The following is a 24502-nucleotide window of genomic DNA, read 5'->3' as shown; positions in this document are numbered from 1 at the left end:
GTTGTAGGGCTGCCGCTTGCCGGCCGCCGCGACCGAGCACAGCTCGGCGCAGGCTTTCCGAGCCGGCGACGAGCGCCGACCCTATGCGCGAATCACGCGGCAAATCCGCCGGATCCGCCGCACCGATCCGCGGCCGCGGTTTTCCAACGGTTCCGAACAGCCTGCAGCGCCCCACGCTCTGGCGCTCCTCCTTTTCCGCGTCCCTTTTCGTCTGAACCAATTTCACGTATTACGTGAAATTGGCTCCGGAGGCGCATCGTCGCCGCGGCACGGGCCGCAACAGAATCCGCCACCGCCGGAGGCGCGCCATTCTCTCCTGAAGCCGTTTGTCAGCGCAGCCTGGGCGACGGCTATTTTCACGTAATACGTGAAAATGGATCCCGGCTCTCTCGCTGGCTGCAGCGGGTGCGGCCAACAACGGAGGCTCGCGGCGCATCGCGATCGCGTGCCGCGCGAAATTCACCAGCGGCGGCCGATGCCGGCGAGGAACACGTCGGAGTCGCGGTGATAGTCACTGATCGCGCGGTGCCATACGAACCGGGCGATCCAGCGCTCGCCGAAACGGTAACCGATGGTCGGCGACACGATCGGCATCAGGTTTTCGGGATCGTCCGCCGGGGGATCTGCGCGTTCGCGATCGACGGCGTAATAAATGCCGCCGCCGAAACCGAGCACGAGCCGTTCGTTCCAAAACCGGCGGCCCAACCACAGCTGCGTGGTTAGTCCCTGCCGGCGCACCGCCTCGGGATCGCCCTCGTTGAGCCATGACAGCGTCCAATCGATCGCGGGCGTGAGGTGCCGTCGATATTCCAGCGACACGGCCGTGGCGCCCTCGCCCACCGACGCGTTCACGATGGTGCGTCCGCCATACAGCGTCAGCTCGTGATCCAGCGAGCGGCGCACGGCGACTTCCGGGTCCCGCTCGGTCTTGCCGATGGCTTTCGGCTCGTCCCACAGCCGGTAACCGACGCCCAGCGCGAACGTGTTCATCGTCACGTCGTCGCCCTTTGGTCGAATCGTGTTCGCCGTTGCGCGCAGGAACCACCGCGCCACCGGATGATAGTTGAGCGAGACGCTCCCGATGGGCGCCCAGCCGCGCGAGATGATCGAGTCACCACCGGGCTGATTCTGCGTGTCGAAAAAATGGTAGGGGCCCCCGCCGAGTGCGAGCACGAGCCGGCCGTCGAGAAACGCCGTGCGCCACCAGAGCTGGCCCGTGACCCCATCGCGATGATGTCCCGGAAAATGTCCCTCGTTGATCCACGCAGCGGACCACGCGAGCTGCTGCGCGAAGTTCTGCCGGTAGTCCAGCTGCCAGGTATAGCTCGAGCGCCCGAGGTCGGGCGAGTGCGCCACGCCGTAGGAACCCGTCAGGTGCTGGGCGCGCAGCGCGAAAGACAACAGGAGCAGCGCCAAGATGAGGAAACAAAACCGGGAGAAAAATCTGAACACGGCAAATGCGCAACCAACCGCGGACAGCGGCGAAGTAAATTTCGTCCCGGCCTTTCCGGACCCGGCTGGCGCATCCGATATTTCCCCAGCGGACGAGCCCCGCCGGAGTCGCGCGGTTTGGCCCGCGCGCCGCCGGCGAAACCTCGCGCGCGGCTATTCGCCGTCGCGCAGGGTAACGACGAGGTCCTTCGCTTCGACGGTGTCGCCGACGGCGGCGTGCAACTCGGCCACGACGCCATCCGCCTGCGCGTACACCGTGGTCTGCATTTTCATCGCTTCCATCATGAAGAGCTTGTCGCCCTTCGTGACTTTTGTGCCGACCGACACGTTCAGCACCACGACGAGTCCGGGAATCGGCGCGGCGACCTGCAGCGGATTCGCGAGGTCGGCCTTGAGCCGCGGCTTCGCCTTCGGCGCGACGCTGCGGTCGACGATCAGCGCTTCGCGCGAGATGCCGTTGAGCTCGTAAGCAATGGTGCGGCGACCGTCCTTGTCCGGCGCGCCGACCGATACGAGCCGGATGATCAGCACCTTGCCTTCCTCGATCTCGACCGAGATTTCCTCCGCGGGCTGCAACCCGTAGAAGAACGCGGGCGTCGGCAGCACGCTCACGTCGCCGAACTCGCGCTCGTGTTTGGCGAAATCGGCAAACACCTGCGGATACATCAGGTGTGAGAACAACTCGTCGTCGCTCGGCTGGTGCCGAAGTTTCTCGGCGAGTTCGTCGCGCAAAGCTGAGAGCTGAGAGTCTGGAGCTGAGAGCTTGTGGCCCGCTCTGGACTCTGGACTCTTGGCTCTGGACTTAGTCGCGCGGGTCGCGGCCGTGTATTTTGCCTTCGCCTCCTTGAAGCGCGCCTCGCCGAGGATCGCACGCCATACGGCTTCGGGCCAGCCGCCCTCCGGCCAACCGAGTCCGCCCATCAGCATGTCGATCACGCTCTCCGGATAAGGCGTGGTACCGGGCGGCAGGTTGACGACATCCGCCGGTCGGATGCCGCGCGAAAAGAGGAACAGCGCGAGATCGCCCACGACTTTCGAGGAAGGCGTGACCTTCACGATGTCGCCAAACAGCTGGTTCACCTCCGCGTAGGTGCGCGCGATTTCGGGCCAGCGGTGCGACACCCCCATCGACGCAGCTTGCTCCTTGAGGTTCGTATACTGCCCGCCCGGCATCTCGTGCAGGTAAACCTCCGCCGAGCCGGTCTTGGGCGCGGTGTCGAACGGCCGGTAGAACTCACGCACGTGTTCCCAGTAATCGGAGACCGCATTCAACCGTTCCAGATCGAGCTGTGGATCGCGCGGCGTATGCTGCAGTGCGGCGACGATCGAGTTCAGGTTCGGCTGCGACGTGCTGCCGCTCATCGAGGCGATCGCGAGGTCGACCACGTCAACGCCCGCGTCGCTCGCCCGCAGCACCGATGTCGCGGCGATCCCGCTGGTGTCGTGCGTATGGAAATGGATCGGCAGCCCGATCTCCTCCCGCAGCGCCTTCACCAGCTTGTAGGCAGCGTAGGGTCGGCAGAGTCCGGCCATGTCCTTGATCGCGAGGAAATGCGCGCCCATCCGCTCCAGCTCACGGGCAAGTTTCACGTAATACTGCAGGCTGAACTTATCGCGTTTCCCGTCGAGGATGTCGCCGGTGTAGCAGATCGCCGCCTCGCAGACCGCGTGCGTATCCTGCACCGCCTCCATGGCGACGCGCAGGTTCGGCAGATAGTTCAGCGAGTCGAAGATTCGGAAAATATCCATGCCCGCCGACGCGGCGTGACGGACGAACCCGGCGACCACGTGGTCTGGATAGTTCGTATAGCCCACCGCGTTCGCGCCGCGTAGCAGCATCTGGAAACAGATGTTAGGCACCGCCGCGCGCAGCTGCCGCAGCCGGTCCCACGGGTCCTCGTAGAGGAAGCGCATCGCGGTGTCGAAGGTCGCGCCGCCCCACATCTCCAGCGAGAACAGCCCCGGTGCGTGATGCGCCAGGGCGTCGGCCACCGCGCGCATGTCGTAGGTGCGCACGCGCGTGGCCATCAACGATTGATGCGCGTCGCGCAGCGTGGTGTCGGTGATCAGCAGCCGCTTCTGCTTGAGCGTCCACTCCGCAAATTTTTTCGGGCCGAGCTCAAGCAGCAGCTGGCGCGTGCCGCGCGGCGGTTCGCCGCGACCGCCCGCGGGCGGCACGGCCGGCAGGAGTGACTTTCCGGGCTTGTAGCCCTTCGCGTGTGGATTGCCGTTGACGATGACGTTGCCCAGAAAATTCAGCAGCTTGGTCGCGCGGTCGCGGCGCGGCCGGAAGGACAGCAATTCGGGCGAGGTGTCGATCAGCATCGTCGTCGCCTGGCCGCTCTGGAACAGCGGGTGCGCGATGACGTTTTCGATAAAAGGAATGTTGGTTTTGACGCCGCGGATCCGGAACTCCGCCAACGCGCGACGTGCGCGATGGATCGCGCTCTCGTAGGTGTCGCCGCTGGTGATGCACTTCACGAGCAGCGAGTCGTAGAACGGCGTGATCACCGCGCCGGCGAAGCCCATGCCGCCGTCGAGCCGCACGCCGAAGCCTCCGGGCGAGCGGTACACCATGATTCGCCCGTAGTCGGGAATGAACTTGTTCGCCGGATCCTCGGTGGTGATCCGGCTCTGGATCGCATAGCCCAGCCGCGGCACGGCGGATTGCGGTGGCATGCCCACCTCGCGCGAGTGCAAGGCGTGGCCCTGCGCGATCAGGATCTGCGCGCGCACCAGATCAAGGCCAGTGATCACCTCGGTGATGGTATGCTCGACCTGGATGCGCGGGTTCATCTCGATGAAGAACCACTCGTGCCGGTCGAGATCGTAGAGAAATTCGATCGTGCCCGCGTTGTCGTAGCGAATGGAACGCGCGAGCTTGGCCGCCGCTTCGCAGAGCTCGGCGACGATCGTCTCCGGCAGCCCGTAGCTCGGCGCCACTTCGACGACCTTCTGGTGCCGGCGCTGCACGGAGCAATCGCGCTCGTGGAGATGGATCACGTTGCCGTGCCGGTCGCCGAGTACCTGCACCTCGATGTGCTTCGCGCGCGGGATGTATTTCTCCAGAAAAACCGCCGGATTGCCGAACGCGCGGCCGGCCTCCGCCTGCGCTTCGTCGAGCAGCCCGGCCATGTCGGCCGGCTTGTGCACGATCCGCATGCCGCGACCGCCGCCGCCGAAGGCCGCCTTGATGATCAACGGGAATCCGATCGATTTCGCGACGCGCAACGCCTCGTCGCGATCGGTCAGCGGCTCCTCCGTGCCCGGCAGCACCGGCACGCCGATCCGCTGGGCGAGCGCGCGAGCCGCGGTCTTGTCGCCCATCATGTCGAGCAGTTCGGGCCGCGGTCCGACGAAGATCAGGCCCGCCCGCTCGCACGCGCGGGCGAGCTCGGCGTTCTCCGAGAGGAAGCCGTAACCCGGGTGAATGGCGTCCACGCCGCGGCGCTTCGCGACGTCGATGATGCTCTCGATGTCCAGATACGCCGCAACCGGACCCTTGCCGTCACCGATCTGATACGCCTCGTCGGCCTTGTAGCGATGGATGCAGAACCGATCCTCCTGGGCAAAGACCGCGACCGTGCGGAGCCCGAGTTCGGTGCCGGCGCGGAAGATGCGCACGGCAATCTCGCTGCGGTTCGCAGCCATCAATTTGTGGATCGGGCGGAGCCGTTCAGGCGCCGGGGCGGAAAGTTCTGGAGGAAGCATGTGGCGCGGGGGCGCAGCCGCGGGTATTAGGAACGGCTGCGGCGAAGGCAACGGCAGAGTGGACCAGCACCACGGCCGCGGGTTGCATCGCCCTCACCTCGCGGTCGCGGGGTTGTTCCTCAGCCATGCCGCGACCCGGTCCGCCTTCGTGGCGAGCTCACCGCGGCAGAGTGGCGAACCGCGGGCGAGATCGCGGCAGAGCTGCGGCCGGCGCTCGTAGACGGTGCAAAAAAATTTCGGCACGCCGTCGGCGGTGAGACGCCAACCCAGGGCACCGCAGTGCCCATCACGCATTTTCATGTAGACGCGGTTGCCCACAAAATGCGCCTCATCCTCCGCCCCGGGGCCGAGCCGCGACCAGTCGCGGCCCGTGACCGGCACGTACGTCGCGAGCATGGAAAAGCAGCACACCGCGCACGCCTGACAGTTTTCAGGGAAACCCATGAGATCGGCTCGACGCCAGCGTAGGCCCAACCGCGCGGGCCGGAAAGCCTCGATGCATCCGGGGAATCATGGAGGCGCGCGCGGCACCCCGGGCGGGCGCGGACCACGCCATGACACGGCGCTGCGGGCCGCGAGGCTTGCGCGGAGGTCGCGCGCACCACCATGCTGCGCGGATGGACGCCTATGCCCGCGCACGCGAAGCGATCGACGCCGCGCACGCCGCCGATCCCAACCGCACCCCGGCTGGCCAGCCGGCGGAGCTCGTGTACGCCAACCGGATGGAAGCCTGGGTGCAACGCGTCGCGGCAACTCCCACACCCCTGCTCCGGCTCGCCGCGCGTTGCCAGCACCTCGAACGCTGGTCGGTGCCCCGCAGCACGTTTCCGGACGGCAAGCCCGGTTATCTCGCCTGGCGAAGGTCCCTTTACACGAAACAGGCCGAGCGCGCGCGCGAACTTCTGCTCGCGGCCGGGATGCAGCCCGCCGTGGCCGCGGAGGTCGCCACGTGGGTGTCGAAAACCGGACTGAAAGCGAACGCCGGCACGCAAGCGCTCGAGGACGCCGCGTGCCTGGTGTTTCTCGAAAACGAGATCGCGGCGTTTGCCGCCCAGCACGTGGATTACCCACGCGAGAAATTCGTGGAGATCATCCGGAAAACCTGGCGCAAGATGAGCCCGGAGGCGCAGGCGCTCGCGCGCCAGCTTGAGCTGCCTCCCGCCATCAGCGCCCTCGTGCGCGAAGCGACCGCTGCTCCCCTCGCGCCGCGCGCGGACGTTTGACGCGGGCCTCGCCGCCGGCTCTGGTCGTGAGCACCCCGGTCTCATGAAACCGCTCACGCGCAAGATTCTCGTCGTCCTCGCTCTTGTGCTTGTGGGCCTCCAGTTTGTTCGGCCGGCGTTGACCACCACCAACGTCGCCCCCGACGCGATTGATGTCACGGCGCTTCATCCCACGTCCGCCGAGGTGAAATCGATCCTGGCGCGCGCGTGCTACGACTGTCACTCCGACCAGACCCGTTATCCCTGGTATGCGCAGGTGCAGCCGGCCGGCTGGTGGCTGGCGAGCCACGTCAAGGACGGCCGACGCCACCTGAACTTTTCGCAGTTCGGCACCTACTCGCCCGACCGGGCCGCGCACAAGATTGAGTCGCTCATCGAGGAAGTGGAGGAGCACGAAATGCCGCTGCGTTCCTACACTTGGCTGCACCCCGACGCGCGACTCAGCGACACCGAGGTCAAAGCGCTCGTCGCTTGGGCAAAGAGCATCCAGTCGACGCTGCCGCCACCATGAGCCGCACTTCAGCCGAAGGCGCTGCGGTCATTCACTCGCCCGCCGCGGAGCCGCCGCTGCGACCGCCCGACTGGTTTGAAACGCCGCGGTTGTTCGCGCGGCGGCCGCGCGAAGCAGACGCAGCCGCGGTCTTCGCGGCCTACGCCAGCGATCCAGAGGCGACGCGCTATCTGGCGTGGCGGCCGTATGCAAAAATCGAGCCGCTGGCGAATTTCCTCCGGCAACGCGCGGCGGGGTGGGAAACCGGCGACGGCGAATACGCCTACCTCCTGTGCCACCGCGGCACGGATGCGCCGATCGGCTCCATCGGCGTCATGGTGGATGGGGCCAGGGCCATGTTCGGCTACGTGCTGGGCCGGGCGCATTGGAACCGCGGTTACGCGACGGAGGCGCTGTGCTATCTCGTCCGGTGGGCCGCGGCAGAGCCGCGCGTGCTCCGCGCCTGGGCCTACTGCGCGACGGAGAACGTCGCCTCCGCCCGGGTGATGGCGAAAGCCGGGCTCCAGTGCGAAGGCGTGCTTCGGCGTTGGCAGATGTTTCCCAATCTCGGACCGGAGCCGCGCGACTGCGTGTTTTACGCGCAGACAAAATAGCGTGCGGCGAAGGAAGGTCAGGTCGCCGCACCCGGCGGCAACTGTTCGAGCAGTTCCTGCACCACCGCCGCGAGCCGCTGCGCGTCGTAGGGCTTCTGCACCATCGCCTGGAAGCCATGCGCGCGGAAATTCCCCATCACTGGATCGTTCGAGTAGCCGCTCGAAACGACGGCCGGCACTTGCGGATCGAGCCGGCGAATCAGCTCCAACGCCTCGCGGCCGCCCATGCCGCCTGGAACAGTGAGGTCCAGCAGCAGCAGCTGGAATGGTTTCCCTTGATGCTGCGCGAGGCTGAACTCCCGGAGTGCGGCCGCACCGTCCGCGACCGCGGTGACCTCGACACCGATGCGCTGCAAAACCTGGACCACGACGAGCTGGATGCTGGGTTCATCGTCCATCAGCAGCACGCGCGCGCCCTTCGTCGCGGCCGCGGGCATTGCCGTCAGTGCGGTGGGCGGTTCGGCCGTGGTGACCGGTTGGCCCGCCGCCTCGGGCAACACCGCGTCGGTTGCCGGCAACCGCAACGTGAACGTGGTGCCGTACCCCACGCGGGAGTCAACTTCGATGCTGCCGGCGTGCCGTTTCAGGATCGAATACACCGTCGCCAAGCCGAGCCCGCTGCCGGTCCGGCGCGTCGTGAAATACGGGTCGAAGATCCGCGGCAGCACTTCGGGGCGGATGCCCTCGCCGGAATCGGCCAGGGTGATCTTCACGTAGCGACCGTGCTCAAGGTTGTTCTTGTCGCCCGCTCCGATGGTCTCGTTGCTGAAGGTCACGAGCAGGGCGCCGCCGTTGGGCATCGCCTGGATCGCGTTGACCACGAGGTTTTGGATCGCCTGCGCGATCTGGTCCTTGTCGGCCAGGACGTGCCAGAGCCCCGGCGGCACGACGTACTCGGCGCGGACGGCGGAGCCATGCAGCGCGCGTTCGGCCGCGGCCCGGACGAACTCCGGCGCCTCGATCGGGAGGCGGAGCGGCTCACCGCCCTCCGCGAACGTCAGCAGCTGCCGCGTGAGCGATCGCGCGCGCGTCGCCCCGCGCTCGATCTCGCGCAGAAACCGGATGGTCGACTCGCTCAACTTTCCATCCGCGAGCGCCAAGCCGAGGTTGCCGATGATGATCGTGAGCAGGTTGTTGAAATCATGCGCGATGCCGCCGGCGAGCACGCCCAGCGATTCAAGCCGCGCGGCCCGCTGCACCTCGGCCTCGAGTCTGGTTTGTCGCTCGAGCTGTTCGCGGATTTGCCGCGTTTGCTGATGCACGCGACGCCGCAGCGCCGTGATCCAGCCGAACCCGAGCAGCGCGAGTCCGCCGAGCACGCCGGCGGCGAGGAGCGCGCGCTGCACGGTCCACAACCTCGGCTGTTGCAGCACCGCGATGTCCGCCGGCGAGCGGAGTTGCAGCGTGAACCGGCGAAACCACCGCGCATTGTCGAAGTCCAGCCGGTAGATGCCGGTCAGCCGGACCTTCGCGCCGACCTGCGGATCGACCGGTTCGGCGCTGTCTCGATCCAGGGTGGCCTCCACCAAGGTATCACCGGCTTGGAGCGTGAGCCGCACGTGGTCGGACTGCTGCGAAACATCGATCAACTGGCCGGTGATGCTCACCAAGCGCGCGTCGAGCGCCGGCGCCAGCTGGCCGGGGGTGGTCAGCTCCACCGGACGCGGCGCCGGCCCGCGGCCTTGTTTCCGACACACCGTTTCGCGCAACACAATCCGGCCGCCCTCCCACCCGAGAATCCCGACGGCGTCGATCCGGTCGCCCGGGGCCAGGTTCTGCTCCTGCCGGCTGAGCAGCTGCAAGCCGACATCCTCCTCCTGCACGACGATCGCCCGCCCGGGCACCTGGTGCAGCACCTCGGCCGAGATGCGGACGCGGGTGAGCTCGCGCGTGCCGCTGAGCCGGCGCAGCCCCTTGATCGAATGCACGGGCAGGTCGTAGTAGTCGACCGGCGCGTCCTCCTCGACGACGATGCTGTGAATGAACGGCACCCGGAGCATCACGCCGGTCAGCAGCCCGTTGCTGTCGCCGGTGGCCTCGCAGACGCCCTGCATGCGGATCAGCGAACCCGGATTGGCGACGAAGTTTACGGGTGACTGTAGATGCCCGACCACCTCGCCACCGGGCGTCGTCATGTATATCCAACGCCAGTCGCCCTGCGATTCCGTGCGCTGGATGAATCCCCGGATGGCGACCCACTGGCCATCCTCCTTTCCTGTGATCGCCTGCTCGAACGTGACGTTGCGACCCTCGGCGTGGGTCATCGAGCCGCGGTCGACGATGCCCGCCAACCGCACCGACGGCATGAAGCCGCGGACCATCGTCGTGCCTTCGACCTGAAGATATTTTCCGAGTTGCGGCACCTCGATCGTCTTCGGATCGAAGTTCACCCGGATGCCGCCGGTCACGTCCTGCAGATAGAAAAACTCCGTGCCCGGCATCGACCAGGTGACCAGCCCCGAGATCTTCACCGGCAACCCGCTGGCGGCCTGCGGCAGCGACAGCTGCCGGATACCATCGACTGAATCCAACCCGGCCGACTTGTTGCGCAGCAATGGCACCACCTTCGTCCGCCGAAACAGCGCGTTGCGCAGGACCCATTTCGCGCCTTCGCAATCCACGCGTCCGACGGCCTCCACCTCCGCGCCAAACGCGATCCGCTCCGGCTGGATCGAGCGCACCAGTACCTGACCAGTATCGTCGCGCATCCTCAGGTAGGCTCCCGCATCGTGCGCCTCGACGACTCCCCGCACCAGCACTTCGGCACCCAGCGGCATCTGCGGCAACTGGGCGATCGGCGTGCACGCCCGGTCGAAAACCCCGGAGTCCGTAAGCGAACCGAGGACCGAGACATTCTCCTCGCCGCCACACCAGAGTTCGATGGAGGTCTCCGTGTTGGTGGGATTGAAGCGCGATGAATAGAGCGCCTGAAGCCGGACGAACTTACGCTCCCAATTCGGCACCGCATGCGGATTGGCGGGCTTCACCCAACCGATCACCGGGCGATCCTCGATGATCAGGGCCAGCCGGATGTGGTCAGCGTCAACATAGAGCTGGTTGGCGACGTAGGCGTCGACGGTGACGATCCGGCTCGCGAGCACGCCCATCTCGCGGATACGCCCATTCGCGTCGAGCGGCGTGATCGGTTCGAAGTCCTGCAGGACGGTGACGCGGACGGAATCCGCCGCGAGGCCCAGGTTGGGCACGATGCTGCCTTCGAGCCGCACGCGTTGTCCCGCGCGCAGCGGCGGCGCCGCGTTCGCCAGCATGAGGTAGGTGCCGACGCCGTTCTGCTCGATCCAGAAATTCTTCCACACCGGATCGACGAAGCTGACGCGTCCCTCGAGCTGCAACGGATGGCGGAGCGCTTTCTCCGCCGGCGTCAGTTCCCAGATGGAAACCGCATTCGTGATCGCGGATCGGCCGCCCGGATCGAGCGCCGCCTCGGCGCCGCGCAACCCTGCGCCAGGAGCAAGCGCGAGCCAGACGCAGCCGGTGAGCAGCGACAGGCAAATGCGTTCCAGGCGGATTCGCTGGAAGGAGGAGGACATGGAGCGGACAGTGCCAGCCAGGGGTAATCTGTGATTATCGGTTGCCCGGCCCAACACTGAAACGTTTCCCGCCACCACCGCGTCGACCCAGGCGGCATTCGCTGCGTTCGCCGATTCCTTCCGGCCGCAGGATGAGGCGGCCGCGGCCGTTGCAGGCGCCTCGCGGTGGAGGACAAATTTGCTCCGCAAGGGATCCACCTGAGGGTGTTCGCAGTCAAGGAGCGTGACCACTGCGACGATGTAACAGCTAGGAAACTCCCTCCCATGCACCTCACCCACTACCGCGAGCTCGAGCAGGACGCGTCGACCGGTTCAGCGAGTGCGAGCCGGAACGACTTCGATCGGGGCTACGAGGACGAAGAAACCTTTGAACGTCCGCACCAGCGCAGTCGGCACCAACGGCGGCAGGACCGGGCGCGGCTGCTGGCGCAAAGCCGTGCCAACGTGCTCGACGACGACGAAATGCTGGACGACATCGTGCTGGATTTCAGCGATCGATAGCATCCGTCGGCCTGCTGCCGCCACCACGTGGCCGCGCTTTTCTTGAAAACGCTCTAGGCGAGCGCCACGCATCCGCTCTCCATCAGATCGATCATGCTCTGGTAGCTCTGCGCCCAGGAGTGTTCCCGCTGAATCCTCAGTGCTGAGCAAACCATGGCCGCAAACTCGATCGGATGCTGGCTGCGCAGATCAATCGCCTCAAGCAAGGCCGCACAATAGCCGTCCACCAAGGCTCGGAAGGTGGCATTGGTCGCGGCCACTGGATGTCCGGAAATCAGTTCCTTCCAATCGTTCACCGTCGATTCGTGCGCTTGTGCCACCTCGGGGAAAACGGTCCAGCCCGCCGGCGTACGGTCTCCGTGCCAGCGTCGGTGATACTCGGCAGCCCGGCCGCGGGGGCGGCGGGCCGGAATCTGCGACCCCGGCCCGTCGGTGGCAGAGGAGAGGGGAATGATCGTGCGTGAATAGCAGCGTCCGAATGGCTCGAACAGACTGGGGCAGAGGTTCAAGTCCGCGACGGCCAGCAAACGGTTCAGTTCCGCCTTGGAGCCGTCCGACCGGACGATCGCGCGGGGAAAATCGCGCTCGAGATCGGCGATCTCGGCCAACCGCCGGGAAGCTCCGTCGTCTCCGTCAAGCATCACGAACCAAAACGCCGCCGTGAAATTCGGGTTGGTTTCGAGCAGCCGCCGGGCGCACGCGATCGCGATGTCCCAGCCGTGCTGCGTCGTGTTGCGCCCGCCGCACAGGATGAGCGGAGCTCCGCGGAACCGCTGCCGCTCGTTGCCGAGGTAGGCGATCCGGCGGGCCGCGATGTTGGCCGCGAGCACCATCCCGGCGTGATGCCGGTCGCTCGCGAGTTCGTCCGCCAGCGCGCAATCGTCGGCGCCCAAGGCGCCGAAGTGTGCGTTTTCGAGCGGGACGATTCGGGTCAGCTCGGATTGCAGGTGCGCGGCGAGCAGATCGCGATAGACGGGCTCGCGCCGGAGCGCGTCGCAGAATCCGCGGCTCGCGCCCGTCACCACGTCGGCCACGCGCAAGGCCGCCTGCAAGGCCGTGCCTCGCTGCAGCCCCGCCCCCGCCGGAAAATGGAAGGAGGCCACCGCCTCGCCCAGCCAGGCGTCCGCGATGTGTTGGAGATGCAGGAGCGTGCGATGACGGCCGTGCAGGGCGAGCAGGGCGGGAGAACATTCCCAATCGATCATCGCGGCCCACTGCTCCGGACGCGCGCCGGCGGCGCGCAACACGAAGTCGAGGGCTTGAGCGTACACGATGGCATCGGCCGGCAATTCCGGCGTGGCATAGGCTGTCGGCCAGCCGAGAAAGCAGCCGCTGACCCGCAGAAAAATCACGGGGGCACGCTGCGGCTCCCGGCAGAGCAGCAAGCTCAGCTTCCGCGTGAAGCCCGGGCCGAGCGGCAGTTCCCAACTGCCGTCAAGCGCCACCACCTGTCCGGTCTGCAGCGCGTCCGCGGCCCCGCGCGCGCGTTCGTGCCACGGCGCCAGCACGACGCCGGCACCGGCGAACGTGCGGACCTCTTCCCGCGTGATGTCGGCCAGATCGCCGGCGGGGGTGACAAACGTCTCATAACGCAACGCGAAGAAGCGCGCGCCGCGGATCAATTCGACCACGATGGCTGGGAGCACCGTGGCTGAAGGCGGGGTGGGTTGCATGACCCCAGAGAACACGCGCCGGGCCTGGGTTCACGCATGCGTGCAATCAATTTTGCCGTGCAAATCGGATTTCGTTCTCAAACCAGATTGATCGGCAATTCGGATCGTTCGCCAATTTCTCCGTGGCGGGTTTCGTCGCAGCGGGTTTATTCTCGGCCAGAGCCCAGCACTTCAACCCCCCTCTACGAAAGGAGGCCCGTATGTCCGTCTATCACGTGACCTACTCCGTGAGGTTGCCGCCCCGGACCAAGGCGGAACTCCACCAGATGCGAGATTCTGCCGCGAGCAGTGAGGTGGTCGCCGCCCTGACCGCCAAAGGGCAGCCCTTCGGCACGTCCATTCATTGGTATCCCGACCTGCGCGAGCCCAAGGGAGCATTGGATTTCCTGCAGCCGACTGACACGCTCTTGATGACGACCCGGCCGGCGGTCGACGACGTGCAGATCAAAGCCGACGATCAGCGCGGGATCATCTGCAACAGCAACTCCGCCCTGGAGCATGCGGTGCTGTTTTCCGTGCTGCCCTACTTCAGTCACCTAAGCCGAATCTCGGTGAACCTGTCCCCGCTGGCGGCTGCGCTTCTGCCGCTGGATTCGGCTTCCTTCGCCAACATCGAGTTCCATCGCTATCGCACAGCCTACGTGATGAAACGCTATGCGCCGGGTAGTCCGCCAGCAGCCGCGATCACCCACAAGCGAATCGAACGTCTGTCTGCCACCTACTTCATTCATCTCCCACAGATTCCGGAGTTCCGTTGCCGCCTCATCGCCTCGTGGGGCATGAATGGTTTCGATACGCTTTTGTGGAATCGACAGGTGCGACGCTCGTTTTCCGAGTGGCTCGATCGGCCCACCTTTGCGATCGCGCTGTGGCAATTCCCCGATCAGGAAACGAATGACGAACACAAGCGTGCGCCAGTGCAGCCCACGACGCCGATGATCGCCGACGACATCGAGCCCCAGTTCGTCGTTGCCGCGGTGTTGAGTCCGACGCTGCTGAAACGCGCGTTCAAGCTCAGCTGCGAGTTGTTGCGCATCGTCAAACAAACCGGAGGCCAGTGGGCGAATGTGGGGCAGGCGATCGCCTATCTACGACCAGGCCTGGTCAAGCTGATGGCGGCGTGATCACAACGGTTGTCAGGCGTGCCGGCCGCCGGAAGGTAGAGGCTGCAAGCCGGCGATTCGGAATGGTGCCGGCCGCGGAAACCGCCCAAGCTCCGCGCGCTCATCGTCCATGGAACCCGCCGTCGCCTCTTCGCCGCATCCCTGGCGCTGGATCCCCACGCTCTATTTCGCGCAGGGGATTCCGTACGTGGCGGTGATGACGCTGTCGGTGGTGCTCTACAAAAACCTGCACGTCTCCAACGCTGACATCGCGCTCTACACCAGCTGGCTCTACCTGCCGTGGGTCATCAAGCCGCTCTGGTCGCCCGTGGTCGAACTCTACCGGACGAAGCGGTTCTGGATCGTCGCGCTGCAACTGGCGATGGCCGCGGCGCTGGCGCTCGTCGCCCTGGTCCTGCCTGGCTCCTTCTTTTTCGTCGGAACGCTCGCGGTTTTCTGGCTGCTCGCCTTCAGCTCGGCCACGCACGACATCGCGGCGGACGGATTTTATCTGCTCGCGCTTGCTCCCCACCAGCAGGCGGCGTTCGTCGGCGTGCGCAGCACGTTCTATCGACTCGCGATGATCGCCGGCCAAGGCGGCCTCGTCTGGCTGGCGGGCGTCTGGCAGGATCGCACCGGGAATCCGGCGTTGGCGTGGTCCTGGGTCTTCGCGCTCGCCGCGGGTTTCTTCGTGGTCGTGGCGATTCATCATGGAGTGTTTCTGCCTCGGCCGGAGCGCGCGACCACCGCGGCCACTCCCACGCGCTCCTCGTTCGGCACAGATTACCTCGAGGTGTTCGCCGCTTTTTTCCGGAAAAAAGGAATCGTTCCTATCCTGGCATTTCTGCTCCTCTACCGGTTCGCCGAAGCGCAGCTGCTCAAGCTCGTGCCGCCGTTCCTGCTCGACGCGCGCAGCGTCGGCGGCTTGGGACTGAGCACGCAACACGTGGGATTGATCTATGGCACAATCGGCGTGATTGCGCTGACGGCGGGTGGACTCGTCGGCGGAGCGGTGATCGCGCGGTTCGGATTGAAGCGGCTGCTCTGGCCGATGCTGTTGTCGATGTATACGCCGAATCTCGTGTTCATCTTCCTCGCGCTCGCCCAGCCGACGAATCTCGCTGTCGTCGGCGGCGCGCTCGCGGTCGAGCAGTTCGGCTACGGGTTCGGGTTCACCGCCTACATGGTTTACATGATGATGGTCGCCGACGGGGAGCATCGGACGGCGCACTACGCGCTCTGCACCGGCTTCATGGCGTTGGGCATGATGCTGCCGGGGATGGGCGCCGGGTGGCTGCAGGAAAAACTCGGCTACGTGAATTTCTTTATCTGGGTCTGCATCGCGACGATCCCGTCGTTCCTCGCGACGGCGGCGATCAAGGTCGATTCCGCCTTCGGCCGAAAAACTTCGGCGTAGTCTTTGCGCACCCCGCGAGCTGGGGCGTTCGAACCGCAACGTCCCTCTTGCAGCGAGTGAATGCGCAGTGATCCGTGCGTTCAACGTCGCGCCTGACGCACGTCGGCGAGGAAACGCGCCCACTCGAACGCCGGGCCGGGATCGACCTTGTTTTCTTGCACGTGCCAGTGGCCGAGGATCCCGCGATAGCGCGCCAGCTCGGCATCCGGCAGCTTTTCCGCCAGCACCGCGCCATCGGCGCGACGGGGCACTTCGCAGCGGAGCCGGGGAAATTCGCGGCACAGCGCCGCCGTCAGCCGAATCAACGCAGCATATTGCTGCGGGGTGAAATCGTATTGGACGAGTTCCCGGCCTTGGATCACTCCGCGGATCGGCTCCGATCGAGCGGGTCGGCCGATGAAGCCCGGCGTTCGAACGCGCGGCTCCTTGGTCCGCGCCGGCACGACGATTTGCGCTCCGCCGCCGGAGGCGACGCGATACCACTCCGCCAGCGGTCCCGCCTCGCGCGGCGGATAGGCGCCGATGTTCGCCAGCTCGATGCCGATCGAACGGTCGTTCGCGACGGTGGCGTGTCCGGCTTTTTCTCGCAGATCCATCGTTTGATAAACGGTCCCGTCGATATCGATCAGGAAGTGCACGCTCAGTCCGCGCTGCTGCAGCACGTCGAAGCAAACACTGCTCAAGCCGCACGCATCGTAGTGCACCACGAGCTGGTCCACCGCTTCACGCAACGCCCGCCGGTCCCAGCCGCGCCGCGCGATGCGCTTCTGCATCGTCGCTGCAAGCCTGCTCGCGTCACGTCGGCCCGACGCACCCCGATTCGAATACGCGTTGTAACCACTCGGCTCGAGCCAGGTGACGACTCGCGTGCCGGTATGAACCCGCTGCCCTGCGATCACCATTGCGTCGTCTGCGACCGCGGCGGTGCGGTCCCGCACGGAGGCACAGCCTGCGAGCCATCCGACGACCCCGAGAGCGATGGCGCCGAGCCGCAGGCCCTTACCGAGAAATTTCCAGCGAGAAGCCATGCTTCCGCAGTGCCCGGTGCAGTGTCGTGATGTGGGCCCGATCGCGCGTTTCCACCGTACACACCGCGCGGACCGCGCTCACGTCCGGTCCGCTGAAGGCGCGGTCGTGGGCGATGTCCTTGATGCTCGCGCCGGCCGAGGCGATCACCCGGCTCAATTCGGCCAACCCGCCGGGCCGATCGCTGATCACCGCTGCGAAACGCGTGAGCCGGCCATCGTGCACCAAGCCGATTTCGATGACGCGACTCAGCACTGCCGGGTCGATGTTGCCGCCGCCCACGACCAGCGCGACCTTGCGACCGCGAAGTTTGGGCAACAACCCCGCCATCATCGCGGCGAGCGGCACCGCTCCCGCGCCTTCGACGACCGTCTTCTCCAGCTCGATCATCCGCAGGATCGCGAGCGCGATCCACTCTTCCTTGACCTGCACCACTTCGTCGACCCGGTCACGCGCGAGGGCGAAGGCTTCGGCTCCGACCGTGAGCGTGGCCAAACCGTCGGCGAGCGTGTGCTGCCGCGGCTGGAGCGTGGGCTTGCCCGCCTTGAGCGCCGCGCTCAGATTGCGGGTTGAGACGCTCTCGACGCCGACGATCTTCACGCGCGGCCGGAGCGATTTCACCGCGGTCGCCAGCCCCGCGATCAACCCGCCTCCGCCCACCGGACACAAAATTGCCTCCACGTCGGGCACCTGCCGCAGGATCTCGAGTCCGATCGTGCCCTGGCCGGCGATGATCGCCGGAGCATCGAAACCGTGGATATACGTCAGGCCCTCCTGGACGACGAGGTCGTCGGCCGCAGCGCGCGCCTCCGCGAAATCCACGCCGCGAATCAACACGCGGGCCCCGAGTCGCTGGCAGGTGGTGACCTTGATCAATGGCGCGTAGTCCGGCATCACCACCGTCACAGGAATTCCGAGCAGCCGACCGTGGTAGGCGAGCCCGAGCGCGTGATTGCCCGCGCTGGCCGCGACCACGCCGCGCTGCCGGGCGGTCGGCGAGAGCAGCTTCAGCGCATTGCGCGCGCCGCGTTCCTTGAACGAGCCGGTGCGCTGGAAGTTGTCGAGTTTGCAGACGATGCGCGCGCCGGTGATCTCGGAGAGCGGAATCGATTCCGGGCACGGCGAAACAATCACGCCGTCCGCAATCCGCCGCTGCGCCGCGCGAATATCGGTCAGGGTAACAGGCATGAAAGGATAGTAGCATCCCGGAAACCGAGTGCGACTGGGAAACACTCAGTCCGCCGGCTTCCAACGCCTCCCGGTTCCCGGTCTCCGTCTCGTTCTCGTTCTCGTTCTCGTTCTCGTTCTCTCAGAATCAGTCGTTCGCCTGCGGAGCGGATGAGAGAGAAAAGAAGAGAGAGAACGAGAACGAGAACGAGAAAGAGAACGATTAAAATTTAGGTGAGGCGGAGCCGAGCATTCCGGGCGCGGCTACTTGATCCCCATCTTCTTCCTTTTTCGGTAGAGCGTGGCCTGATCGATGCCTAGAATCTCCGCCGCTTCATTCATGCTCGACGTGACCTCGAGCACGCGGCGAATGTGCTGCTCCTCGAGGGTCGCCAGCGAAACCATCGCGCCGGTCTGCAGCGGGGCGTCGAGCAACGCGCCGGGCGCCGACTCGTTCAGGCGAATCTCGATCGGCAGATCGGCGGCGGTGATTTTCTTTTCGTGCGTCAGGATGACCGCGCGCTCGATCGTGTTGCGCAGTTCGCGGAGGTTGCCCGGCCAGCTGTAGCGGCGGATGCATTCCGCCGCTTCGTCCGTCAAGCCATCGACGGTTCGCCCAAACTGGGTCGCGCAATGCCGCACGTAATGCTCGGCGAAGCGCAGCACGTCCTTCGGCCGCGCGCGCAGCGGCGGCATCTCGACCGTGATCACGTTGAGCCGGTAATAGAGATCCTCGCGAAACGCGCCCTCGGCCACGCGCTTCTTCAAATCACGGTTGGTGGCGGCGACGATGCGCACGTCGGAACGCCGCGTGATCGTCTCCCCCAGCCGCTCGTATTCCTTCTCCTGCAGGAGCCGCAGCAGCTTGGGTTGAATCTCCAGCGGCAGGTCGCCGATTTCGTCGAGGAACAGCGTGCCACCCTCGGCCGCCTTCACCTTGCCCCAGTGATCGCGCATCGCCCCGGTGAACGCCCCGCGCACGTGGCCGAACAGCTGGCTTTCGAGCAACTCCTTCGAGAGCGCGGGACAGCTCACGGTCACGAACGGCCTGTCCGCCAGATTACTCTGCGCGTGCAGCGCGCGGGCCGCCACGCTCTTGCCGGTGCCGCTCTCCCCAAGAATCAGCACCGAGGCGTTGCTCTTGGCTGCGCGCTGCAGCACGTCCATCACCGCCCGCATCACCGGCGTCTCGAAATCGATCAGCGGCTCCGGGCTCTGCGATTGGACTTCCTTCACCTCCTGCTCGAGCCGCTCGATCTTCTGGCCCATCTCGCTGAGCCGCCGCAAGCGGGCGAGCACCGCGTGAAATTGATCGCGCGTAAACGGCTTCTCCAAAAAATCCACCGCGCCCTGGTGCAGCGCCTGCACGGCGGTCTTCACCGTGCCCTGCGCGGAGAACATCACGATCGGCAGGTTCGGCCGCACCTTCAGCAGCTGCGGGATCAGCGTGAGTCCGTTGTGCCGACCGAGGTGCAGGTCGAGCAGCACCGCGTCGAACTTGTCCTCGCGCACGCGCTCCAGCGCCACGTCGCCGTTGGACGCGCTCGCGGCGAAGTGGCCCTCCTCCTCGATCAAGAGGCAGGTGGCTTCGCGGAAGATCTGATCGTCGTCGACTACGAGGAAATCCATGATGCAGGAGGCCGGCGTGGGGCGAAGCGGCGACACGCCGCGATCCCGCCCGGGCGGCGAATGATCGGCGAGAGCAGTAGACAGCCCGGCATGATTGGCAACTTTATGCTGGCACCGGCGCCGGGTTGAACGTGAGCAAAAACGTGGCGCCGTGGTCCGGCGTGCTTTCGAGCCGCAGGTCGCCGCGCATGTCCTGCATCAGTTTTTTCACAATGCTCAAGCCCAGCCCGGTCGATGGCTCGCCGCCCGTCGGCCGCGCGCTCAGCCGGCGGTACCGCCGGAAGATCTGCTGCTTGTCCTGCTCGGTGAACCCCGGTCCCTCGTCGGCGACGCGGACCTCGCCGCGACCGTCCGGCGTCTGGCCCACGACCACCCGCACCGTCTTGCCGGATGGGGAAAATTTCAGCGCGTTCGACACGAGGTTGTCCAACACCTGCTCCAGCGCGGCACGGTCGGCCTCCACCAGCGGGCCCTCCTCCTGTTGCTCGTGCAACAGCGCGATGTCCTTCCGCTGCGCGTGCTCGGCATGCCGCTGCACCACCGCGGCCGCGACGTCCTGGAGCAGCACGGGCTGAAATTTCATCGGCCGGCCATGATCGACCTCGGAGTTGGCCAGAAACTCCTTTACGAACGACAGCATCTGGTCGGTCGCGCGCAGGATGTTCGCGCCCATCCGCTGAAACCGCGAATCGTTGATCGACTTCGCCTTCTCATTCAGCAGCTGCACGCTCATCAGCATCCCGCCCAAGTGGTTTTTCAGGTCGTGCGCGAGAATGCCGAGCAACTCGTCCTTGTCCTCCGCGAGCTGCCGCAGCCGGTCGCGGGCGGTCTTGAGCGCCAGATGCGTGCGCACGCGTGACAACAGCTCGGCCGCGTTGAACGGTTTCGTGATGTAATCCACGCCGCCGCTCTCGAGCGCGCGCACGATGAGCGATTTGTCGTCCGCCGCGGAGAGAAAGATGATCGGGATGTCGATCCACGCGACGTTCGAGCGGATCCGCCGGCACACTTCGAAGCCGTCGAGCCCCGGCATCAGCACGTCGAGCAGGATCAGGTCGACCGGTCGCGAGCTGAGCCGGCGGAGCGCCTGCTCGCCGTCCAGGGCGGGCACGATGTCGTAGCCGAGATGGGCCAGCATGTCGCCCAGCACACGCAGATTGGTCTCCTGGTCGTCGACGACGAGGATGCGGGCGGCGGGGGTTTCGCGGTCTACGGCGCTCACGCGGATGGATTGGAGCCGGTCGGCGAATTGGGGGTTGCGGCGACTCCACCCGTCGTGGCGAGCGAGTGGATAAGCGCCGGGAAGTCTTTCAGACGATTCTCCATTCGCAAGATCGCGTATTCCTCTGCATCCCGCTGCAACGCCGCGCCGTAGTCGCGCAGCTCGCGGCGATCGTGCGCGCGGCCGAGCTCGTGCACGCGATGCGCGAACTCCTTCACCGCGCTGATGGCGCCGCTCTCGGAAACCTCCCGCCACGCACCGGCTTCGAGCTCGCGCAACGCCGCCGTCAGCGCCGGACCGTCCAGGACGATCCGGCTGCACGGCGTGGCGCCGGCGGGCTCCGTTGCAGCCGGTGCGGGCGGCCGCAAACTGACGAGCCCGCGCGTGTGCCGGGGCAGGAACGCAGCCAGTTCCTGGAACAACGCCTGCCGGGTGAAGGGCTTGCGGACATAGCCGGCGAAATAGCCGCGCAACACTTGTTCGTCATCCATCATGCTCGATGCGGTCACAGCAATCACGGGCAAGAGTTCCGTCCCCGGCATTTTTCGCAACTCGGCCAGCGCGGTGTGGCCATCCATCTCGGGCATCCGGATATCCATGAGTACGATGTCGGGCCGGTGTTGCCGGACCAAGTCGAGCGCTTCGCGGCCGTTCACGGCGAAGCGCAGCCGGTGCTCGGTGTTTTCGAAATATCCGGCGACCAGCTCGCGGTTCGACTCGTTGTCGTCAACGACCAGGAACTCGGCCGGCTCGAACTCGTTGAAGTCGACGTCCTCGACGAGGTCCGCGCGGGCGTTTTCCGGTAACCGGAGCGAGATGGTCACGTCGGGGAAGATCAGCCGGAAACGCGTGCCGCGGCCCACCTCGCTCTGCAGTGTCACCGTGCCGCCCATGCGTTGCGTGATGCGTTCGACGATGCTAAGCCCGAGCCCGGAACCCTGTTTCTCGCCCGCGCGCTGCGGATCGACCTGGACGAAAGGCTGGAAGATCTCGCGCTGCTTTTCGGGCGGGATGCCCACGCCTGTATCCGCCACCTCAATCTCCAGCGTGCCGCTGCCGCGATTGGCCGGGTGATGCGCCCAGCGGATGCCGAGCTTCACCGTGCCGTGCTCGGTAAACTTGATCGCATTGCCGATGAGGTTGACCACGATCTGCCGCAGCCTTGAGCGGTCGAGCATCAGGGCGTGCGGCAGGGCGGGATCGATCTCGCATTCCAGCACGAGCGTTTTTCGCGCGGCCTGCTGCGCGAAGACCGTGTGCATGAAATCGCTGAGTTCGCGCAGATCGGTCGGCTCGGGATGCAGCTCCACCACGCCGGCGTCGATCTTCGACAGGTCGAGAATGTCGTTGATGAGCTGCAGCAGCGACGTCGCACTCTCGCGGATCGCGCGCACCCGCTGCCGCGCCTTGCTGTCCGCGGGCAATTCGGTGGCCAGCAGATCGCTGAACCCGAGGATCGCGTTCATCGGCGTACGAATCTCGTGGCTCATGTTCGCCAGGAACGCGTTTTTCTCGCGCGCGGCGCTCTCCGCCCGGATCGCCTGCTCGGCGAGCAGCCGCTCGTTCTGTTCCTTGCGCAGCGCGATGCGCGAGAGATACAGCGCGATGATCCCCGCGCCCAACCCGAAGCCGCCGGCCAGCAGGGTGGCGAGCAGCGCCCGCTTGAGTTGATAACGCGTGGCTTCCCCGGACGCAGCCGCGATGTCTTCCGGATGCTGGTCCATCCGATCGATGGTGCTCCGGATCTTTTGCATGAGCACCATGCCCTCTTCCTCACGCGCGCGGTTGAAGCCGTTCGTGAACGTCGCCTTCCGCCGTTCGGCGATCGCGCGGCGCAGCGACGAGAGTTTCAGCTCGGCGAGCCCCTTCAGCACCAGCAGGTCCTCGCGCAGCCGCGGCTGGTCCATGACGGTTCCCGCCAGCGTGTCGAAGCGCTCCGGCAGCTCGTTTTCCGCGCGCTCGAACGGTTGGAGATATGCTTCGTCGCCGCTCAGCAGGAAACCGCGCTCGCCGGTTTCCGCATCTTGCAAGGCTGAGAAGACCTGCCGCAGCGAACGCCGGAACTGCGCGGACTCGACCGAGGCTTCGAAGCTGTGGCTGAGGTTCAACCAAACCAGCACGCCAAGGACGATGCCGCCGAACGAAAGCGCCAGCCAGATGGTTACCAGGTAGGTATAGATCCGGGGATTGAGCAGGCGCATGCGAAAAGACACGGGCGCAGCGGGTTAGCCGCGGATTCGTCCGGCCGTAGAGCGGGCTTCTAAATGCCCAAATGTCAATCGGCGGGGTGACATTTCAGGTGGCTGCCGTGCCTGCCGCAGCGGCGAGGCCAGCGGCCGTTTTCGACTGCTCTGCAAAGGTCGCGCGGTCAATCCGTGAGCGCTGCGCAGGTCAGCCGATTGTCCGGCGGACAGTGGAATGCTGCCCGACCGGGTGCACGGAGGAGGCGAACGTCATGAAGACCGCCGGAACACGGCGGAACGGAGGATGAGTTGAAGCATGGGGAAAATTCGCGCGATGAACGCCTTCTCAGTCCGCGCGCCCTCCGCGGGCTTTTCAGGCCGCACCGGGGCGTTCGTGCAGCCTGCATGCCGGTGGGACCGGCCGTTCAACGCAGCCGTGCATGGTGCGGATCCAGTAGCCAGATCTGTTTCTCGAACGCGCGCATGGCGCCGTAAAGAACTGTTGCGGTCGAGAGATCGGCGGCCGCCCGCGCGCGGCGGAAAGCCGTCGCCAAGCTGCGTCCGCACGCCTGACAGGCTTTCACGCAGAGCCGCTGCAGCCATTGCACGCGTCCCATCCGCCAGCGACCCGGAGCCGCGCGCATGGGCATCGGTGAGAGAGGCTCCGTTGAAAGTTGATCGCGATCGATTTCGCGCAGGCGGTGTTCGATGGCAATGCGCGCTTCCACCAAGGTGGCGAGCATCGTCTCCACGTCGGCCGATGACGACGGCTGGGCGTCGTTCGGCAAAGCCGCCAGGCCGGCGCGGATCGAAGCTTCCCACTGCTGCAAACCTTGCTGCGCCGAGCGAAGCTGGTGCGCGAGCCGGAGGCGGCGTTTCTCGGTGGCGGTAAGCGTGGCGGACACGGCGAAACGGGAGTTCAAGCGGGAAGGGAAGGAGCCGGTCACGCCGCAAGACTCGACCAAACGGGCGTCAATGAGGACGGCAGTTCGCGCGGCGTGAAGACGAGGTCCGCCGGCAGCGTGATGTTCTCGACGCCGACGTGATGAAACACGTGCCAGGCAACCGCCGCCTCCGACTCAGTCCGGGCGTGCATGCAGAGCACGATCCGACCATCCGCGATTTTCTCCCGCAGCCGTTTGCTGGTTTCCAGCGGCAATCCCAGCGTCTCGAGCTGACGGCGCACCTCCGCGGAATCGAAGCCCCGGCGAAACAGACGGCCAAGCAATCCGGCTGCGGCCACGGGCCAGTGGGATGCACGCGGAATGTTCGTGAACGTCTTCAGCCAGCAGCAAACGCTGTTCGGAGCCCGCCGCTGGGGAAACACCGCGGAAATCCGCGCGGCGGGAATCCCGGCTCGGACGAGCCGGATAATCGCAATATCGGCCTGTAGACGGGACAGCGCATCGGCGAACACGGGAAGGGAAGACATGATTGGGAGGAGTTGAAGTACCCGGGGAGCTCCAACTCCGGCCGGATACGGATTGGTGGGTGGTGGATCTTCCACCTAGCTCAGGCCGTTCCAGTTCTCGCACTCCGT

18 protein-coding genes are annotated in these 24502 nt (G+C 65.9%); 6 read left to right on the top strand and 12 right to left on the bottom strand.

The features are described from left to right. Positions 1–459: 459 nt before the first annotated feature. The 3 genes from OTER_RS04900 to OTER_RS04890 all read right to left on the bottom strand — a co-directional run bounded on the left by OTER_RS04900 (position 460) and on the right by OTER_RS04890 (position 5607). A complete protein-coding gene (locus OTER_RS04900; RefSeq protein WP_148218008.1) occupies positions 460–1416 on the bottom strand; it encodes a hypothetical protein in 957 nt (318 codons plus the stop codon). Positions 1417–1605: 189 nt separating this feature from the next. Continuing rightward, positions 1606–5103 carry a pyruvate carboxylase gene (locus tag OTER_RS04895; RefSeq protein WP_012373798.1) on the bottom strand — a complete coding sequence of 1166 codons (3498 nt, stop codon included), beginning with the start codon at positions 5101–5103 and terminating at the stop codon, positions 1606–1608. Positions 5104–5256: 153 nt separating this feature from the next. After that, positions 5257–5607, bottom strand: a complete 351-nt coding sequence (locus tag OTER_RS04890; RefSeq protein WP_044891576.1) for a YkgJ family cysteine cluster protein — start codon at positions 5605–5607, stop codon at positions 5257–5259. A gap of 173 nt (positions 5608–5780) precedes the next feature. Between OTER_RS04890 and OTER_RS04885 the strand changes: the two genes are divergently transcribed. The 3 genes from OTER_RS04885 to OTER_RS04875 are packed head-to-tail and all read left to right on the top strand — an operon-like array spanning position 5781 to position 7490. Further along, the gene (locus OTER_RS04885; protein WP_012373796.1) at positions 5781–6386 is read left to right on the top strand and encodes a DUF4202 domain-containing protein; all 606 of its coding nucleotides are present in this window, start codon (positions 5781–5783) and stop codon (positions 6384–6386) included. A 43-nt stretch (positions 6387–6429) separates the two neighbouring features. Further along, the gene (locus tag OTER_RS04880) at positions 6430–6897 is read left to right on the top strand and encodes a heme-binding domain-containing protein (RefSeq protein WP_012373795.1); all 468 of its coding nucleotides are present in this window, start codon (positions 6430–6432) and stop codon (positions 6895–6897) included. Then, positions 6894–7490 (top strand): GNAT family N-acetyltransferase, encoded by a 597-nt coding sequence (locus tag OTER_RS04875; RefSeq protein WP_012373794.1) that lies wholly within the window; start codon positions 6894–6896, stop codon positions 7488–7490. Before OTER_RS04880 ends, OTER_RS04875 begins: the two co-directional genes overlap by 4 nt. A 17-nt stretch (positions 7491–7507) precedes the next feature. Here the strand turns inward: OTER_RS04875 and OTER_RS23710 are convergent, their stop codons facing one another. After that, positions 7508–11272 (bottom strand): ATP-binding protein, encoded by a 3765-nt coding sequence (locus OTER_RS23710; RefSeq protein ID WP_148218007.1) that lies wholly within the window; start codon positions 11270–11272, stop codon positions 7508–7510. A 33-nt stretch (positions 11273–11305) separates the two neighbouring features. Here OTER_RS23710 and OTER_RS04865 point away from each other — a divergent pair, with 33 nt between their 5' ends. Further along, on the top strand, positions 11306–11542 hold the full coding sequence (locus OTER_RS04865) for a hypothetical protein (RefSeq protein ID WP_012373792.1): 237 nt from the start codon (positions 11306–11308) through the stop codon (positions 11540–11542). A 53-nt stretch (positions 11543–11595) separates the two neighbouring features. On the opposite strand, the gene OTER_RS04860 is transcribed toward OTER_RS04865, so the two are convergent. Continuing rightward, complete coding sequence (locus OTER_RS04860; RefSeq protein WP_012373791.1) at positions 11596–13215, bottom strand: glycosyltransferase family protein; 1620 nt, start codon at positions 13213–13215, stop codon at positions 11596–11598. Between the two features lie 122 nt (positions 13216–13337). Here OTER_RS04860 and OTER_RS04855 point away from each other — a divergent pair, with 122 nt between their 5' ends. Together OTER_RS04855 and OTER_RS04850 are read left to right on the top strand one after the other, a co-directional pair. Further along, the gene (locus OTER_RS04855) at positions 13338–14339 is read left to right on the top strand and encodes a hypothetical protein (RefSeq protein ID WP_148218006.1); all 1002 of its coding nucleotides are present in this window, start codon (positions 13338–13340) and stop codon (positions 14337–14339) included. A gap of 109 nt (positions 14340–14448) precedes the next feature. Next, complete coding sequence (locus tag OTER_RS04850) at positions 14449–15735, top strand: MFS transporter (RefSeq protein ID WP_012373789.1); 1287 nt, start codon at positions 14449–14451, stop codon at positions 15733–15735. Positions 15736–15815: 80 nt separating this feature from the next. Here OTER_RS04850 and OTER_RS04845 read toward each other — a convergent pair whose 3' ends face one another. From OTER_RS04845 to OTER_RS04815, 7 genes are all read right to left on the bottom strand, one after another. Then, complete coding sequence (locus tag OTER_RS04845) at positions 15816–16763, bottom strand: N-acetylmuramoyl-L-alanine amidase (protein WP_052300300.1); 948 nt, start codon at positions 16761–16763, stop codon at positions 15816–15818. Then, positions 16735–17949: a threonine ammonia-lyase gene (gene ilvA, locus OTER_RS04840; RefSeq protein WP_012373787.1), complete on the bottom strand. Its 1215-nt coding sequence runs from the start codon at positions 17947–17949 to the stop codon at positions 16735–16737. Before ilvA ends, OTER_RS04845 begins: the two co-directional genes overlap by 29 nt. A 243-nt stretch (positions 17950–18192) precedes the next feature. Beyond that, the gene (locus tag OTER_RS04835; RefSeq protein WP_012373786.1) at positions 18193–19557 is read right to left on the bottom strand and encodes a sigma-54-dependent transcriptional regulator; all 1365 of its coding nucleotides are present in this window, start codon (positions 19555–19557) and stop codon (positions 18193–18195) included. A gap of 103 nt (positions 19558–19660) precedes the next feature. Next, positions 19661–20779: a hybrid sensor histidine kinase/response regulator gene (locus tag OTER_RS04830; RefSeq protein WP_012373785.1), complete on the bottom strand. Its 1119-nt coding sequence runs from the start codon at positions 20777–20779 to the stop codon at positions 19661–19663. Further along, on the bottom strand, positions 20776–22992 hold the full coding sequence (locus OTER_RS23705; RefSeq protein WP_148218004.1) for an ATP-binding protein: 2217 nt from the start codon (positions 22990–22992) through the stop codon (positions 20776–20778). The genes OTER_RS04830 and OTER_RS23705 overlap by 4 nt, the downstream gene beginning before the upstream one ends. Positions 22993–23387: 395 nt before the next feature. Next, entirely contained in the window at positions 23388–23885 is a 498-nt protein-coding gene (locus OTER_RS04820; RefSeq protein WP_148218003.1) for a hypothetical protein, read from the bottom strand. A 20-nt stretch (positions 23886–23905) separates the two neighbouring features. Next, the gene (locus OTER_RS04815; RefSeq protein ID WP_012373782.1) at positions 23906–24394 is read right to left on the bottom strand and encodes a hypothetical protein; all 489 of its coding nucleotides are present in this window, start codon (positions 24392–24394) and stop codon (positions 23906–23908) included. Positions 24395–24502: the final 108 nt, after the last annotated feature.

This window comes from Opitutus terrae PB90-1 (assembly GCF_000019965.1).
GTDB classification, from domain to species: Bacteria; Verrucomicrobiota; Verrucomicrobiia; order Opitutales; family Opitutaceae; genus Opitutus; species Opitutus terrae.
The sequence above is the reverse complement of the archived record's forward strand: the minus strand, read 5'-3'. Positions and strand labels throughout refer to the sequence as shown.